Below are 14,743 nucleotides of genomic sequence, written 5' to 3'. Positions count from 1 at the left end.
GGCGGTCCGACCCCACTCGGCCCGGCCCGATCCCCCGCAGAACGTCGTCCGCACCTCGGCCGCATACCGCCCCCGCACGTGCCACCCGCACTTGCGCGGCCCCGCGCCGCGTCCGCACGATGTCCGCACCGCCGTCGCAGCACCACCGGAACGGGCCGCGGAGTCGCATTACCACTCCGGGGGGTCCGTTGTCTCACCGAAGCGCTTTTCCGATGATCTGTTCTACTGCGCTCCTGTGATAACCCGGCGCCGACCTGATCCAAGGTGACATGCTGCACAACGTCAGGGGGGTTGATCCCGATTTCCACAGTGTTCCGAGGACTGCCGTTCCAACGATCACCAGAAGTCCGACCGGAGGCCGACGTGTCCGCGAACATCAATCCCACGGTGCGCCGTCGGCGCCTCGGTTCGGAACTGCGCAAGCTCCGCGAGGGCCTCAGCATGACGGCCGAGGAGGTCGCCGGCCGGCTGATGGTCTCCCAGTCGAAGATCAGCCGACTGGAGAACGGCCGCCGCTCCATCAGCCAGCGGGACGTCCGTGACCTCTGCGACGTCTACAACGTCACCGACGAGGCGATGCGGGCCAGTCTGATGGAGATGGCCCGGGAGTCCCGGCAGCGCGGCTGGTGGCACGACTTCAACGACATGCCGACCCCCTACAGCGTGTACATCGGGCTGGAGGCCGAGGCCTCCTCGATCCGGGCGTACGAGTCCTCCTTCGTCCCCGGGCTGCTGCAGACCGAGCAGTACGCGCAGGCCGTGGTCGAGGGCACCCAGCCGGACACCGACGCGCTCTCCGTCCAGCGCCGGGTCCAGGTCCGGATGAAGCGCCAGGACCGCGTCCAGGGCGAGAACCAGCTGGGCAGCCTCTGGACCGTCATAGACGAGGCGGTGCTGCGCCGGGAGGTCGGCAGCCGCGACGTGATGGCCGACCAGCTGAAGCACATGCTGGAGCTGAGCCAGCGCCCCAACATCACCATCCAGGTCATCCCGTTCGCGCACGGCGCCCACCCCGGCATGACCGGGACATTCTCCCTGCTGGAGTTCCCCGAGTCAGCCGATTCCACGGTTGTCTACTTCGAAGGGGTGACGAGCGATCTCTACCTGGAGAAGGAAGCCGACGTGCGCCGCTATACCAGTCTCTACGACCACCTGCGGGCAGCCGCGCTCGGGGTGACGGAGAGCCGGTCGCTGATAGCCACGATTGAAGAGGGATACCACGGATGAGCACCACCTTCGAGAACGGGACGACCTGGTACAAGAGCAGTCACAGCGGCGGCAACGGCGCCTGTGTGGAGATCAGGGTGCCCGCCGCCGACGCGGTGGCGGTCCGGGATTCCAAGGATCCCGAAGGTCCGCAACTGCGTTTCTCCGCCGAGGCCTGGAACGTCTTCGCCACCGAGGCCGGAGCCGGGGTGTTCGGCGGGTTCTGACCTCGCGTCGCACCGCTTCTCGGCCCAGGTGCCCGTAGCGGTGTCCGTCGCCCTCTCCCGGGCGGCGGACACCGCTACGGGCATCTGGGCGTCCGGAGCCATGCACCCGTCAAGACCGGACCCCGCCGCACGACGGCCTGGTCGCTCGACGGCCCCGCCGCCCGACGGCCTCAGCCGAGCACCGGGTAGCGGGCCGACCAGGCCTCGCCCTCCGGGGTCCGTGCGCTGTGCAGTTCGGGCCCGTGCAGGAGTTCCAGGACGAAGTCGTCCGCCAGCTCCAGCAGCGCCCCGCGCCCCTCCAGGCCCACCACCAGGCCGGGCGGCAGCGCGGTGTCACCGTGCAGCACTCCCAGCAGGTTGCCGCAGATCGCGCCGGTGGAGTCGCTGTCCCCCGAGTGGTTCACCGCCAGCAGCAGCCCGGACCGGACGTCGTGCGCGACCAGTGCGCAGTACACCCCGATCGCCAGCGCCTCCTCGGCGACCCAGCCCTCCCCCAGCGCCTCCACCCGCTCGGCGGACGGCTCCCCGGCCCGCACCGCGTCCAGTGCCGCCCGCAGCGCGGCCGTCGTCTCCTCGTGCGCCGGCCGCTCCGAGAGCAGGGCGAGCGCCAGGTGCACCCCCTCCTCCAGGGTGCCGCCCCGGGCCACGGTCTGGACGATCACCGCCAGCGCACCCGCCGAGAGGTAGCCGGTGGGGTGGCCGTGGGTCAGCACCGAGCACTCCACCGCCAGCTGGAACACCAGCCCCGGCTCCCAGGTGGTGAGCAGCCCGAACGGCGCCGCCCGCATCACCGTGCCGCACCCCTTGGAGTGCGGGTTCTTCGGCGACTCCAGGGTGCCCAGCCGGTCGGCGTCCACCCCGGAGAGCCCGGACAGGCAGGCCTGCCCGGGCGCCCGCTGCGCGTACAGCCACTCCTCCCGGCCGAGCCAGCCGAGGTCGGACCGGCGTTCGTCCGGTCCCCAGTCCCGTTGGGTGGCGGCCCAGCGCAGATAGGCGCGGTGGACGTCGGTGGGCGGGTGCCAGCTGCCGGTGTCCCGGCGGATGTGGGCGCGGATCAGGCCGTCGACGGTGAACAGCACCATCTGGGTGTCGTCGGTGACCGCCCCCAACCGCCCGTACGCGGGGACGTAGCCGGTCACACCGCGCGGGCCGTGCGCGGCGCGGATCTTCTCCAGCGAGTCGAACTCGATGCCGGCGCCGAGCGCGTCCCCGATCGCCCCGCCGAGCAGACAGCCCCGCACCCGGCTGCGGAAGTCCTGTTGCTGTGCGCGTGACCACAGTGGCATCACGACGGGCGCCTTTCGTACGAAAGCGGGCGGACCGCGCGACGCACGGCCGGTCGCGCGCCCTCGCACTGTATTCGAAGGCCCGAACGGGTCGCGGGCCTCCCTGGAACACCAGCACTTCCACCCGATGTCGCCGGTCCGCCATGCCTCGTCCACGGACCGCCACCCCGGGCTGCCTACCGTCCCGGGCCATGACCATCTCCCGCACCCGCCTGACCGCGGCCGTCGCCCTGACCTGCGCACTGACGCTCGGCACCCCGGCGCTCGCCGCGGCCGCGCCGGCCGGCTCCCCCGCCCCGGCCGCCGCCCACCACGCCGCCCGCGCCGTCCCGTTCACCGCCGCCACCGCCACCCAGCAGGCCGACGGGAGCTTCAGCCTCACCTGGACCGCCCCCGGCGCCCGCGGCGTCACCGTCTACGCCGGCACCGACCCGGAGGACATCCGCCACCGCAGGCCCGTCGCCGGGGGCGCCGGCAGCGCGACCGTGACGGTCACCGGCCTGCCCGCCGCCGACCGCTGGTACTTCGAGCTCGTCCCCGACCGCGGCGCCCCGCTGGTGATCGCCGACCGCTCGCTGCACCTCGCCTCCGCACCCAACTTCCGCGACGCGGGCGGCTACCGCACCACCGACGGCCGCTGGGTGCGGACGGGCGTGGTCTACCGCTCCGGCGACCTCTCCAGGCTCACCGACCAGGACCTCGCCAAGCTCCGCCGCCTCGGCATCCGCACCGTCTTCGACCTGCGGACCCCGGCCGAGCAGAAGGCCGCCCCGGACCGGCTCCCCGCCGGTGCCACCGCCGTCTCCGCCAACGTGCTCGGCGCCGCCGACACCGGCGCGTTCAACGTCACCACCCCGCAGGCCGCCGTCCAGGCGATGGTGGACGCGGAGCGCACCATGGTCTCCGCCGACAGTGCCCGGACCGCCTACCGATCGGTGCTCGACTCCCTGGTGGAGCGTGACGACGAGGGCATCCTGTTCCACTGCACCGCCGACAAGGACCGCACCGGCTGGGCCTCCGCCGCCCTGCTCACCGCGCTCGGCGTGCCGCGCGAGACGGTCGAGGCCGACTACCTCGCCAGCAACACCTACCGGGCCGCGGAGATCGCCGCCACGCTGGCCCAGCTGCCGCCCGCCTACCAGGCGGTCTACAAGCCGCTGCTGGACGTCCGGCCCGAGTACCTGAACGCCGGCTTCGACGAGGTGCGGCAGCGGTTCGGCTCCTTCGACGGCTACCTGAAGTCCGGCCTCGGCCTGGACCAGCGGGACCTGCGCGACCTGCGCAGCCAGCTTCTCGTCGGCTGAGGCCGGCCCCCGAGCCTCCGGCCCCCGTCCGACTGTCCGACTGTCCGACTGTCCGAGAATGCCCGCCGCCCGACGCGAGGCGGACGGCGGGCCGGACGGGCCCGGACGGTTCGGCCGTCAGTCCACCAGCGGCAGCAGCTCGGGAAGGTGCCCGTCCGAGGCGAGCGCGGCGGCCCGCCGCTCGGCCGGCACCTCGCCGTAGGTCGTGGTGCGCTGCCGGTGCGGGCGGCCGACCGCCTCGGCGATCGCCTGGAGGTCCCGGACCGACTTGTAGCTGCCGTACGCCGAGCCGGCCATCCGCGAGATGGTCTCCTCCATCAGCGTGCCGCCAAGGTCGTTGGCGCCCGAGCGGAGCATCTCGGCCGCACCCTCCGCGCCCAGCTTCACCCAGCTGGTCTGGATGTTGGGGATGTGCGGGTGGAGCAGCAGCCGGGCCATCGCGACCACCGCCCGGTTGTCCCGGGCGGTGGGGCCCGGCCGCGCGATGCCGGCCAGGTAGACCGGGGCGTTGGTGTGGATGAACGGCAGCGTCACGAACTCGGTGAAGCCGCCGGTCCGCTGCTGGATCCCGGCGAGCAGCCGCAGGTGGCCGAGCCAGTGCGCCGGGGTGTCCACGTGCCCGTACATCATCGTGGACGAGGAGCGGATCCCCAGCTCGTGCGCGGTGCTGACGACCTCCACCCAGGTCGCGGCCGGCAGCTTGCCCTTGGTGAGCACCCAGCGGACCTCGTCGTCCAGGATCTCGGCGGCCGTGCCCGGGATGGTGTCCAGACCGGACTCCTGGGCCCGCTGCAGCCAGTCGCGGATCGAGAGGCCGGTCCGGGTGGCGCCGTTGACCACCTCCATCGGCGAGAACGCGTGCACGTGGATGCCGGGGACCCGTTCCTTCACCGCGCGCGCGATGTCGAAGTAGGCGGTGCCGGGCAGGTCCGGGTGGATGCCGCCCTGCATGCAGACCTCGGTGGCGCCCACCTCCCAGGCCTGGGCGGCCCGGTCGGCCACCTGGTCCAGCGAGAGGCTGTACGCGTCCGCGTCGGTGCGGCGCTGGGCGAAGGCGCAGAACCGGCAGCCGGTGTAGCAGACGTTGGTGAAGTTGATGTTCCGGGTGACGCAGTAGGTGACCTCGTCCCCGACCGTGTCGCGGCGCACCGCGTCGGCGATCCGGCAGAGCGCGTCCAGCGCCGGGCCGTCCGCGTGGAACAGGGCCAGCGCCTGCGCGTCCGTCAGCCCGGTCGGGTCGTCCGCGGCCACCGCGAGGGCCGCCCGGACGTCGGCGTCGAGGCGCTCCGGCGCCCCGGCCGGCCCGGGGACGGAGGCCGCCTGCTCGCGCAGTACCTCCCAGTCGCCGTAGACGTCCTCGAAGTCGGCCCGGCGGTCGCCGGTCCGGCCCTCCCTGTCGACGGCGGTGTGCAGGTCGGTGCGCCCGTACGACTCCGGCAGGTCCTCCGGCTCCTGCCAGGGAAGCCCGGTGACCACCGCGTCCGGGCGGGCCAGGCCGGTGTCCGGGTCGGCCAGCGCCCGGACGTGCGGCAGCACCCGGGGGTCGAGCCAGGGCTCGCCGTGCCGCACGTACTCGGGGTAGACGGCGAGGCGCTCGCGCAGCTCGAAGCCGGCCGCCGCCGCGTGCTCGGCGAGCTTCTCGATCTGGGGCCAGGGACGCTCGGGGTTGACGTGGTCGGGGGTCAGCGGCGAGACGCCGCCCCAGTCGTCGATGCCGGCGCCGATCAGCCGCTCGTACTCGCCGTCCACCAGGTTCGGCGGGGCCTGGAGGCAGGCGGACGGGCCCATGATGTGCCGGGCCACCGCGACGGTGGCGACCAGCTCGTCCAGCTCCGCGTCCGGCATCCCGCGCATCGCGGTGTCCGGCTTGGCGCGGAAGTTCTGCAGGATCAGCTCCTGGATGCCGTGGTAGGCCCGCGAGACGCGGCGCAGCGCGAACAGCGACTCGGCGCGCTCCTCGTACGTCTCGCCGATGCCGATCAGCAGGCCGCTGGTGAACGGCACCGAGCTGCGGCCCGCGTCCTCCAGCACCCGCAGCCGGACGGCCGGCTCCTTGTCGGGCGAACCGTGGTGCGGGCCGCCGGGCTCGCTCCAGAGCCGGGTGGCGGTGGTCTCCAGCATCATGCCCATCGAGGCCGAGACCGGCTTGAGCCGCTGGAAGTCGGTCCAGCTCAGCACCCCGGGGTTGAGGTGCGGGAGCAGGCCGGTCTCCTCCAGGATGCGGATCGACATCGCGCGGACGTAGGCGATGGTGTCGTCGTAGCCGTGCGCGTCGAGCCACTCGCGGGCCTCCGGCCAGCGGTCCTCGGGCTTGTCGCCGAGGGTGATCAGCGCTTCCTTGCACCCGAGCTCGGCGCCCCGGCGGGCGACCTCCAGCACCTCGTCCGGGGACATGAACATCCCGTGGCCGGCCCGGCGGAGCTTGCCGGGGACGGTCACGAAGGTGCAGTAGTGGCACTTGTCCCGGCAGAGCCGGGTGAGCGGGATGAACACGCTCTTGGAGTAGGTGATGACGCCGGGGCGGCCGGTCGCTTCGAGGCCCGCGTCGCGCACCCGGGCGGCGCTCGCACAGAGGTCGCGCAGGTCCTCGCCCCTGGCCCGGAGGAGTACCGCCGCCTCGGTCGCGTCGAGCGCGACACCGTCCCGGGCCCGCCGCAGGGCTCGCCGCATCGCGTTGGCGGTCGGGATGTTGGTTGCGTCCATGCTCGCGACCCTACGCCAGTTCCCGCACGTTCCTCGTACGTTCGGAGGAGCCGACCCTGAGGTGCTGTCAGGGTCGGCTGCGCCGCGAGACCGACCCGGATCTGGCCCTGCAGGGCGATGACGGAAACGGTCCGGGGACGTCTAATGGAGACACAGGGACAGTCGGTCACTGACGGAGGGGTTGGACGCGATGACGGACGACAGGACGACCGCGGTGGGTGGTTCGGCGGACGGGTTCCGGGACGACTTCCAGGACGGGCTCCGGGAGGGCGTGCCGTACCGGTCGGGCCGCCGGACGATGATCAGGGTGGCGGTTCCGCTGGCGGTGGCCGCCACGATCGCCGCCGGTGTGGGGCTGGGGCCGGCGCTGGCGGACTCCTCGCCCCCGGACCTTCCGACGCTGACGGCGGAACAGGTGGTGGCGAAGGCCCTCGGCTCGCAGGCCGAGACGCTCTCCGGCACCGTGTCGGTCTCGGCCGACCTGGGCGTGCCGAGCCAGCTGCTCGGCGCCGCGGCCGGCGGGATCGGCTCGGGCGGCCCCGGTGGCGGCAAGTCGTCGGGGGCCTCGCCGGAGTCCAAGCTGACCGGTCTGCTGGGCGGTGAGCACACGCTGCGGGTCGCGGTCGACGGTCCGGACAAGCAGCGGATCGGCCTCCTGGAGCACCTCTCCGGGTACGAGCTGGTCCGCAACGGCGACCAGGCCTGGGCCTGGGACAGCGCCACCAACGAGGCGGTCCACCTGAGCGGGGTCCGGTCCGACGGCCCGGCCGGGCGGCCGGGAGCCGGCCACGAGGCCAGGACGCCGCTGACCGGGGCACCGACCACCCCGCAGGAGGCGGCCCGGCTGTTCCTCACCGCGAGCGCGGGCACCACTGCCGTGGCCGTGGACGGCACCGCGAGCGTGGCCGGGCAGAAGGCGTACCAGCTGAGCGTGAAGCCCACCCAGCCCGGCTCGACCATCGGCGAGGTGCGGATCGCGGTGGCCGCCGACAACGGCGTCCCGCTGGCCGTGGTGGTCAGGGGCTCCGACGGCAGCACCGTGCTGGACGTCCACTTCACCGACGTGTCGTTCGCCAGGCCCGCCGCCAAGACCTTCGAGTTCACCGTGCCCAAGGGCGCCAAGGTGACGGAGAAGAAGGCGTCGGAGGACCGGACGGGCGCGGACGCGAAGGCCGAGGTCCCGCCCGGGGCGAAGGCCGCCGCGGAGGGCCTGAACGTGGTCGGCGAGGGCTGGACCGCGGTGCTCTCCGCCGCGCTGCCCAGCGGCGACGTGTTCGTCCCGGCCGAGGGCAGGGGCCCGCGCGGCAAGGGCGGGCGCGGGCCGGGCGCCGGCGAGGGCAACGCGCAGAACCCGCTGGCGCTGGTCAAGTCGCTCGGCAAGCCCGTCGCCGGGGGCTCGCTGATCAGCACCAAGGTGCTGAACGTGCTGGTCACCGACGACGGCCGGGTCTTCGCGGGCGCGGTGACCCTGCCGGTGCTGCAGAGTGCGGCCGGGGTGAAGTAAGTGACCCAGGCTCCGGTAACGGGGGACGTTACGGAGCCGGCCGGGGGCCGGGGCGCGACGACGCGCCCGGCCCCCGTTGCCGCTTCGCCCTCCCCGACATCGACGACATCGACGCACTCCTCCTCTCCCGCGTCCTCCGCCTCCTCCGACGACGTGATCAGAGCCAGGGGGCTGACCAAGCGGTTCCGTGGCGGCCAGCTCGCCGTGGACGGGCTGGACCTGACCGTCCCCCGGGGGTCGGTCTTCGGCTTCCTCGGACCCAACGGCTCCGGCAAGACCACCACCATCCGGATGCTGATGGGCCTGATCTCCCCCAGCTCCGGCGTGGCGACCGTGCTCGGCGAGTCGATGCCGCAGTCGGTCTCCACCGTGCTCCCCCGGGTCGGCGCGCTGATCGAGGGACCGGCGCTCTACGGCTTCCTCTCCGGCCGGGACAACCTGGCCCGGTTCGACGCGGCCGATCCGACCGCCGACCCGCGGACCCGGGCGCAGCGGGTGACCGAGGCGCTGGACCGGGTCGGCCTGACCGCCGCCGCCGGCAAGAAGGCCCGGGCCTACTCCCTGGGCATGAAGCAGCGGCTCGGCCTGGCGGCCGCCCTGCTCCAGCCGCGCGAGCTGCTCGTCCTGGACGAACCGACCAACGGCCTGGACCCGCAGGGCATGCGGGAGATCCGCGCACTGATCCGGGAGGTCGCGGCGGAGGGGACGACCGTCTTCCTCTCCTCCCACCTGCTGGACGAGATCGAGCAGGTCTGCACGCACGCGGCGGTGATGTCGCGCGGCCGGCTGGTGGTGCAGGGCACCGTCGCCGAACTCGCCGCCCGGGCCCGGGGCCGGCTGGTGGTCCGGACCCCGGACACCCACCGGGCGGCCGAGGTGCTGCTCGCGCACGAGGTCGCCGGCGTGCAGGTCGGCGAGGAACGGGTCGACGGCGAGCTGGGCACCCTGGCCGAGGACGCGCTGCCCGGTCTCTGCGCGGCGCTCGTCGCGGCCGAGGTGCGGGTGCACGGCTTCGGGGTGGAGCGGGGCACGTTGGAGGACGCCTTCGTGGCGCTGACCGGGGAGGGCTTCGATGTCGCGGGCTGAGGTGCCGGAGAAGGCAGCGGCTGTGCCGTCCGGGGCACCGGCTCCGGGGACTGCGGTGTCCGGTGTCGTGGCGGCTGCGGTGCGACCGGCGCCCGGGCGGCGGCCGCAGACGGCGGCCGGGTTCCTGGCGCTGTTCCGCAGCGAGCTGGTGCTGACCTTCCGCCGGGTGCGGACCATCGTGCTGCTGGGGATCCTGGCGGTGCTGCCGATCCTGATCGGCACGGTCGTCAGGATCGAGACGGACGGGCCGCGCGGCGGCGAGGGTCCGGCCTTCATCGCGCAGGTCACCCAGAACGGGCTGTTCCTGGTGTTCACGGCGCTCGCCGTGGCCCTGCCGGTCTTCCTGCCGATGACGGTCGGCGTGGTCGCCGGGGACTCGGTGGCCGGTGAGTCCGCCACCGGCACCCTGCGCTACCTGCTGGTCGCCCCGGCCGGGCGGACCCGGCTGCTGGCCGCCAAGTTCACCGCCGGACTGGTCTTCTGCCTGGCGGCCACCGTGACGGTGGCGCTCGCGGCCGTGGCCACCGGGGCGGCGCTGTTCCCGGTCGGCGACGTCACGCTGATCTCCGGGGAGACGATCGGCCTGGGCTCCGCACTGCTGCGGGCGGTCCTGGTGGCGGCCGTGGTGGCCGCCTCGCTGGCCGGGCTGGTCGCGATCGGGCTGTTCGTCTCGACGCTCACCGGCAGCGGCATCGCGGCGATGGCGGCGACCGTCGGACTGGTGATCACCGTGCAGATCCTGGACAGCTTCCCGCAGCTGCACGCGATCCAGCCGTTCCTCTTCACCCACCACTGGCTCACCTTCGGCGACCTGCTGCGGGAGCCGATGTACTGGGACGGCGTGCTGAAGAACCTCGGGCTGCAGGCCGGCTACGTGGCGGTGTTCGGTTCGGCCGCGTGGTCCCGGTTCACCGCGCGGGACATCACGGCCTGAAGGGGCCGGACCGGCGCCGGGACCGGTCCGCTCGGCGGACGGTGGCGGTGGCGGGCCCGGCGGCGGGGGTCGCGGGGCCCGGTCACGAGGGACCGGGCCGCTCGCGGGACGGCCTCGGGACGGGGCCGAGGGCGCGGCCGCCCCGTTCGGCGGGTGACCGGGCTCAGCCGGTGGTGGCCCGGGCGGGCCCGGTGGTCGGCGTCGTGCCGGAGGGCACCGCGTCGGCCGGGGCCACGGCTGCGGAGGCGGCCGCGGCGGCCGCCGTCCGGGCCTGGGCGGCGGCCCGGTCCGTCCGGTCCGCCCGGACGCGCCGCAGGGCGTCCCAGGTGAGCACCGCGAGCGCGGCCCACACCAGGGCGAACCCGGCCCAGCGGGCGGGCGGCATGGACTCGTGGAAGACCGTGACACCGATCAGGAACTGGAACATCGGCGCCAGGTACTGCAGCAGCCCGAGCACGGTCAGGGGCACCCGGACCGCTGCCGCACCGAAGCAGAGCAACGGGATCGCGGTGATCACCCCGCTGAGCACCAGCAGCCCCGAGTGACCCCAGCCGAACGAGCCGGCGACCGTGTGCCCGAAGGTGCCACGGCCGCTGACCTGCAGGTACACCAGGTAGCCGAGCGCGAAGGGGAACATGAAGGCGCTCTCCGCCGCCAGGCTCTCCAAGCCGCTCAGCCCGACCGTCTTCTTCAGCAGGCCGTAGGTGGCGAAGGAGAGCGCCAGGGTCAGCGCGATCCACGGCAGGCGCCCGTACCCGACGGTCAGCACCGCCACCGCGAGCGCGCCGATGCCCACCGCGACCCACTGCGCCCTGCGCAGCCGCTCCTTGAGCACCAGCACGCCGAAGGCGATGGTGACCAGCGGGTTGATGAAGTAGCCGAGGCTGGTCTCCACCACGTGACCGGCGTTGACGGCCCAGATGTAGACGCCCCAGTTGACCGAGATCACCACGGCGGCTCCGCCCAGCATGGCGAGCCGGCGGGGCTGGCCCAGCAGCGGGCGTATCCAGCCCCAGTGGCGCTGGACCAGGAGCAGGAGCACCACCGCGACCAGTGACCAGACCATCCGGTTGGCGAGGATGTCGTCGGCGGCACCGGGCTCCAGCAGCGGCCAGAACAGCGGGAAGAGCCCCCAGATCCCGTACGCCGCGACGCCGAACCAGAGCCCTCGGCCGGCTTCCTGCTGGGTTGTCTCTGGCATGGACCGCCTGCTCTCCGCGCGCGCGCCTGTGTCGAGGCGACGGTAGCGGGCACGGGGGCAGGCTGTCATCTCCGTATTCGGATTTTGGTCATGACAGTCGTCGCGGCGGGGGCACGGCGGCGCAGCATCGCAGCCGCCCGCTCACCTGGTCACCCGGTGCGACGGGCGGGCGCCCGGGGCGGGCGCCCGCGCGAAGGGCTCAGGCCCCGAGCGCCACCTTCACGCTCTCCGCCAGCGGGGCGGTCGGACGGCCGATCAGCCGGGCCAGGTCGCCCGGGGTGCCGGCCAGCTCGCCACGCGCGATGCCGGCGTCCACGTCGACCAGGATCCCGGCGAAGCCCTCCGGCAGCCCGGCGCCGACCAGCACGGCGAGGTGCTCGGCGGGGGTCACGTCACGGTGCTCGACCGGCTTGCCCGAGACCTGCGCCAGCTCGGCCGCCAGCTCCGGGAGGCTCCACGCGACGTCGCCGCTGAGCTCGTACACCGCGTTCTCGTGGCCCTCGCCGGTGAGGACGGCCACCGCGGCGTCGGCGTAGTCCCGGCGCGGGGCGGAGGCGATCCGGCCCTCGCCCGCGCTGCCGACCACCACGCCGCGCTCGGCCGTGCCGGCCGCGTCGCCCAGGTAGTTCTCGGTGTACCAGCCGTTGCGGAGGAGGGCGAACGGGAGTCCGGACTCGCGGATGACCGCCTCGGTGGCCTTGTGCTCGTCGGCCAGCTTGAAGGTGGCCACGCCCGGCGCGCTGGTGTAGGCGAACAGCGCGACACCGGCGGCGCGCGCCGCCTCGACGACGGCGGTGTGCTGCGGGATCCGGTGGCCGACCTCGCTGCCCGAGATCAGCAGCACCCGGTCGCCGGCCGCGAAGGCGCTCTCCAGGCTCTCCGGCCGGTTGTAGTCGACCACCCGGACGGCCACGCCGCGCTCCGCGAGGTCCGCGGCCTTCTCCGCGGAACGGACGGCCACCGCCACCTCGCTCGCGGGGACCTTGGCCAGCAGGCCCTCGACGACGAGGCGGCCGAGCTGTCCGGTGGCACCGGTGACGACGTACATGATGCTGCTCCCTGTGGTGGTTGCCCGTTGAACTTCTGCCTTCGACACTCACTCTAGGGGCGGCACTAACCTTTCGTAAGTACGCACTTCAAAGTAGGGTACTGACATGCAGGTAATGAACTCCACCGACGCCCGCACCGCGGCCGAGCCCCTGGCCGGACCACTCGCCACGCCGCACCGCGCCCTGCCCCCGGCCGACGTCTTCGACCGCATGTGCCCGTCCCGGGGCGTGCTGGAGCACGTCACCAGCCGGTGGGGCGTGCTGGTCCTGGGTGCGCTCGACGAACGCGGCTACCGCTTCAGCGAACTGCGCCGCCGGATCTCCGGGGTGAGCGAGAAGATGCTCGCGCAGACCCTGCAGACCCTGGAGCGCGACGGCTTCGTCCTGCGCGAGGCGCACCCGGTCATCCCGCCCCGGGTCGACTACAGCCTGACCCCGCTCGGCCGGGAGGCCGCCCGACTGGTCGCCGGCCTGGCGCACTGGTCGGAGGCGCGGGTGGGCGCCGTCCTGGCCGCCCGCGACGAGTACGACGCACGCGGGCGCTGAGCCTGCGGGCTCAGCCCTCGCGACGCTCCTCGATCAGCGCCGCCAGCCCGTCCAGCACCCGGGCCAGCCCGAAGGCGTACGCGTGGTCCGGGTTGTACGCGCCGCCGTACGCCTCGCCGGCGGCGCTCCCCACCCGGGCCGCCACCGGATACCGCTCGGCGTCGAAGACCCGGGCCAGCAGCGCGGCGTTGGCGGTCCACCACTGGGCGTCGGACATCGCGCTCTCCTGCCGCGCGGCCCGCCCGTCGGCGGCCATCCGGGCGCAGGTCTCGACGAAGCCCAGCAGGTGCGTCAGCGCGGCGTCCAGCTCGACGTCCGGCAGCCCGGTTCCGGCCAGGGCCCCCAGCTCGTACTCGTACTTGGCCATCAGCCCCGGCCCGAGCGGCGGGCGGCTGGTGGCGACCGCCACCGTCCACGGGTGGGCCCGGTGCAGCGCGCGGTTGTCCTCGGCGACGGCGGTGACCCGCGACCGCCAGCCCGCGTCGGCGGGGACGCTCCGGGGCATGGCCGCGTAGACGGTGTCCAGCATCAGGTCGAGCAGCTCGGCCTTGCCCGGTACGTAGGTGTACAGCGCCATCGGCGAGACCCCGAGGTCCTGGGAGACCCGCCGCATCGTGACGGCGTCCACGCCCTCGGCGTCGGCGATCGCGATCGCCGCGGCCGCGATCTCCACCGGGGACTTCGCCTGACGCGGCCCGCGGCGGCCGGGCCGCTCCTCCGCCGTCACGCCCCAGAGCAGCGCGAGGGTCCGCGCCGGGTCACCTGCGCTGCTGCGGTCACTGGCCATGCGCCGATCCTTTCACGCCCGCCGCCCCGGCCGCCGGGCTACCGTCGCCCCCATGACCGACCGCGCCCCCGAACCCCTCCCGCTCACCGACACCCCCGGCCTCGTCCGCCCCCGGGTCACCTGCCGCCGCTGCCACCGCCCCCTGCACGACCCCGAGTCCCGCATCCTCCGCCTCGGCCCCGAATGCCGGGACCCGGCGGATCGCGTCGCCCGCCACGACGTCGACCAGGACCCGCTGCCGGGGCTCGACGGGGCCTCGGACCGCCGGCCGTAACCCGGCGGCCCGCCCCGACGGCCCGCCCCGGCCCCAGCCGGCCGACCCAGCCCGCCCCGGCCGACCCGGCCGGGCGCGCCCGCTCCGGGACCGGCCTCCCGATCGACCCGGGGCGGCCCGGGGCGGCCCTTGCGCAATTCTCCGTACTATGTATAGTGTACTGCGTACGGGATAATCGCCGACGAGAGGGACCAGCATGCAGATCACCTCCTCCGCCGTTTCGCTCACCGTCGAGGACGTGGACGCCTCGGCGTCGTTCCTCCGGAAGCACTTCGGGTTCACCGAGCAGATGGCGTCGGACGGGTTCGTCTCCCTCGGGCGGGAGGACGCCGGGCTGAACGTGGTCTTCCTGCGGCGCGGGATCGAGGTGCTGCCGGAGGGCTTCCGCGACCAGGTCGCCGCCGGACTGATCCTGGCCTTCGTGGTCACCGACGTGGCCGCCGAGGAGGCCCGGCTGCGGGCCGAGGGCGCGGAGATCACCATGGCCCTGCGCGAGGAGCCGTGGGGCGAGAAGCTGTTCCAGGTCACCGACCCGAACGGGGTGGTGATCCAGCTCGTGGAGTGGGCGGAACAGTCGTGACGGGCCGGCTTCCGGCCGCATGACGGAGCGACGCCCCCGGCCGGACGGCCGGGGGC

At 73.9% G+C, this 14,743-nt stretch carries 14 protein-coding genes; 9 read left to right on the top strand and 5 right to left on the bottom strand.

Annotation, left to right across the window (positions count from 1 at the left end):
• The first annotated feature begins 363 nt into the window (after nucleotides 1–363).
• Nucleotides 364–1,227, top strand: a complete 864-nt coding sequence (locus tag ACFWOG_RS32700) for a helix-turn-helix transcriptional regulator (protein ID WP_329883318.1) — start codon at nucleotides 364–366, stop codon at nucleotides 1,225–1,227.
• Complete coding sequence (locus tag ACFWOG_RS32695) at nucleotides 1,224–1,433, top strand: DUF397 domain-containing protein (RefSeq protein ID WP_329883317.1); 210 nt, start codon at nucleotides 1,224–1,226, stop codon at nucleotides 1,431–1,433. Before ACFWOG_RS32700 ends, ACFWOG_RS32695 begins: the two co-directional genes overlap by 4 nt.
• Nucleotides 1,434–1,603: 170 nt before the next feature.
• Here the strand turns inward: ACFWOG_RS32695 and ACFWOG_RS32690 are convergent, their stop codons facing one another.
• The gene (locus ACFWOG_RS32690) at nucleotides 1,604–2,719 is read right to left on the bottom strand and encodes an ADP-ribosylglycohydrolase family protein (RefSeq protein ID WP_329883316.1); all 1,116 of its coding nucleotides are present in this window, start codon (nucleotides 2,717–2,719) and stop codon (nucleotides 1,604–1,606) included.
• A gap of 191 nt (nucleotides 2,720–2,910) precedes the next feature.
• Here ACFWOG_RS32690 and ACFWOG_RS32685 point away from each other — a divergent pair, with 191 nt between their 5' ends.
• Nucleotides 2,911–4,023 (top strand): tyrosine-protein phosphatase, encoded by a 1,113-nt coding sequence (locus tag ACFWOG_RS32685; protein ID WP_380362747.1) that lies wholly within the window; start codon nucleotides 2,911–2,913, stop codon nucleotides 4,021–4,023.
• A gap of 117 nt (nucleotides 4,024–4,140) precedes the next feature.
• Here the strand turns inward: ACFWOG_RS32685 and ACFWOG_RS32680 are convergent, their stop codons facing one another.
• Complete coding sequence (locus tag ACFWOG_RS32680) at nucleotides 4,141–6,726, bottom strand: bifunctional FO biosynthesis protein CofGH (RefSeq protein ID WP_329883314.1); 2,586 nt, start codon at nucleotides 6,724–6,726, stop codon at nucleotides 4,141–4,143.
• A gap of 190 nt (nucleotides 6,727–6,916) precedes the next feature.
• On the opposite strand from ACFWOG_RS32680, the gene ACFWOG_RS32675 reads away from it, so the two are divergent.
• The 3 genes from ACFWOG_RS32675 (at nucleotide 6,917) to ACFWOG_RS32665 (ending at nucleotide 10,250) form a co-directional block, all read left to right on the top strand.
• Entirely contained in the window at nucleotides 6,917–8,230 is a 1,314-nt protein-coding gene (locus tag ACFWOG_RS32675; protein ID WP_380362745.1) for an outer membrane lipoprotein carrier protein LolA, read from the top strand.
• A gap of 153 nt (nucleotides 8,231–8,383) precedes the next feature.
• Nucleotides 8,384–9,316, top strand: coding sequence for an ABC transporter ATP-binding protein (locus tag ACFWOG_RS32670; protein WP_329883312.1), 933 nt, complete (start codon nucleotides 8,384–8,386; stop codon nucleotides 9,314–9,316).
• Nucleotides 9,303–10,250, top strand: a complete 948-nt coding sequence (locus ACFWOG_RS32665; protein ID WP_380362743.1) for an ABC transporter permease — start codon at nucleotides 9,303–9,305, stop codon at nucleotides 10,248–10,250. Before ACFWOG_RS32670 ends, ACFWOG_RS32665 begins: the two co-directional genes overlap by 14 nt.
• Nucleotides 10,251–10,413: 163 nt before the next feature.
• On the opposite strand, the gene rarD is transcribed toward ACFWOG_RS32665, so the two are convergent.
• Both rarD and ACFWOG_RS32655 read right to left on the bottom strand, forming a co-directional pair.
• Nucleotides 10,414–11,451 carry an EamA family transporter RarD gene (gene rarD / locus ACFWOG_RS32660; RefSeq protein WP_329952978.1) on the bottom strand — a complete coding sequence of 346 codons (1,038 nt, stop codon included), beginning with the start codon at nucleotides 11,449–11,451 and terminating at the stop codon, nucleotides 10,414–10,416.
• A gap of 199 nt (nucleotides 11,452–11,650) precedes the next feature.
• A complete protein-coding gene (locus tag ACFWOG_RS32655) occupies nucleotides 11,651–12,502 on the bottom strand; it encodes an SDR family oxidoreductase (protein ID WP_329883369.1) in 852 nt (283 codons plus the stop codon).
• A gap of 112 nt (nucleotides 12,503–12,614) precedes the next feature.
• Here ACFWOG_RS32655 and ACFWOG_RS32650 point away from each other — a divergent pair, with 112 nt between their 5' ends.
• On the top strand, nucleotides 12,615–13,046 hold the full coding sequence (locus ACFWOG_RS32650) for a winged helix-turn-helix transcriptional regulator (RefSeq protein ID WP_380362751.1): 432 nt from the start codon (nucleotides 12,615–12,617) through the stop codon (nucleotides 13,044–13,046).
• Nucleotides 13,047–13,056: 10 nt separating this feature from the next.
• Here ACFWOG_RS32650 and ACFWOG_RS32645 read toward each other — a convergent pair whose 3' ends face one another.
• Nucleotides 13,057–13,833, bottom strand: a complete 777-nt coding sequence (locus tag ACFWOG_RS32645) for a TetR/AcrR family transcriptional regulator C-terminal domain-containing protein (protein WP_329952977.1) — start codon at nucleotides 13,831–13,833, stop codon at nucleotides 13,057–13,059.
• A 52-nt stretch (nucleotides 13,834–13,885) separates the two neighbouring features.
• On the opposite strand from ACFWOG_RS32645, the gene ACFWOG_RS32640 reads away from it, so the two are divergent.
• Complete coding sequence (locus tag ACFWOG_RS32640; RefSeq protein ID WP_329883308.1) at nucleotides 13,886–14,107, top strand: DUF6011 domain-containing protein; 222 nt, start codon at nucleotides 13,886–13,888, stop codon at nucleotides 14,105–14,107.
• Nucleotides 14,108–14,303: 196 nt separating this feature from the next.
• The gene (locus ACFWOG_RS32635; protein ID WP_329883307.1) at nucleotides 14,304–14,687 is read left to right on the top strand and encodes a VOC family protein; all 384 of its coding nucleotides are present in this window, start codon (nucleotides 14,304–14,306) and stop codon (nucleotides 14,685–14,687) included.
• Nucleotides 14,688–14,743 lie beyond the last annotated feature (56 nt).

The organism is Kitasatospora sp. NPDC058406 (assembly GCF_042722765.1).
Lineage (GTDB): Bacteria > Actinomycetota > Actinomycetes > Streptomycetales > Streptomycetaceae > Kitasatospora.
The sequence above is the reverse complement of the archived record's forward strand: the minus strand, read 5'-3'. Positions and strand labels throughout refer to the sequence as shown.

What these genes read in the sequence shown, in the direction of transcription:
- ACFWOG_RS32695 (WP_329883317.1), top strand. Translation starts at nt 1,224, where the DNA reads ATGAGCACCACCTTCGAGAACGGGACGACCTGGTACAAGAGCAGTCAC.
- ACFWOG_RS32690 (WP_329883316.1), bottom strand. Translation starts at nt 2,719, where the DNA reads ATGCCACTGTGGTCACGCGCACAGCAACAGGACTTCCGCAGCCGGGTG.
- ACFWOG_RS32685 (WP_380362747.1), top strand. Translation starts at nt 2,911, where the DNA reads ATGACCATCTCCCGCACCCGCCTGACCGCGGCCGTCGCCCTGACCTGC.
- ACFWOG_RS32680 (WP_329883314.1), bottom strand. Translation starts at nt 6,726, where the DNA reads ATGGACGCAACCAACATCCCGACCGCCAACGCGATGCGGCGAGCCCTG.
- ACFWOG_RS32675 (WP_380362745.1), top strand. Translation starts at nt 6,917, where the DNA reads ATGACGGACGACAGGACGACCGCGGTGGGTGGTTCGGCGGACGGGTTC.
- ACFWOG_RS32665 (WP_380362743.1), top strand. Translation starts at nt 9,303, where the DNA reads ATGTCGCGGGCTGAGGTGCCGGAGAAGGCAGCGGCTGTGCCGTCCGGG.
- rarD (WP_329952978.1), bottom strand. Translation starts at nt 11,451, where the DNA reads ATGCCAGAGACAACCCAGCAGGAAGCCGGCCGAGGGCTCTGGTTCGGC.
- ACFWOG_RS32650 (WP_380362751.1), top strand. Translation starts at nt 12,615, where the DNA reads ATGAACTCCACCGACGCCCGCACCGCGGCCGAGCCCCTGGCCGGACCA.
- ACFWOG_RS32645 (WP_329952977.1), bottom strand. Translation starts at nt 13,833, where the DNA reads ATGGCCAGTGACCGCAGCAGCGCAGGTGACCCGGCGCGGACCCTCGCG.
- ACFWOG_RS32640 (WP_329883308.1), top strand. Translation starts at nt 13,886, where the DNA reads ATGACCGACCGCGCCCCCGAACCCCTCCCGCTCACCGACACCCCCGGC.
- ACFWOG_RS32635 (WP_329883307.1), top strand. Translation starts at nt 14,304, where the DNA reads ATGCAGATCACCTCCTCCGCCGTTTCGCTCACCGTCGAGGACGTGGAC.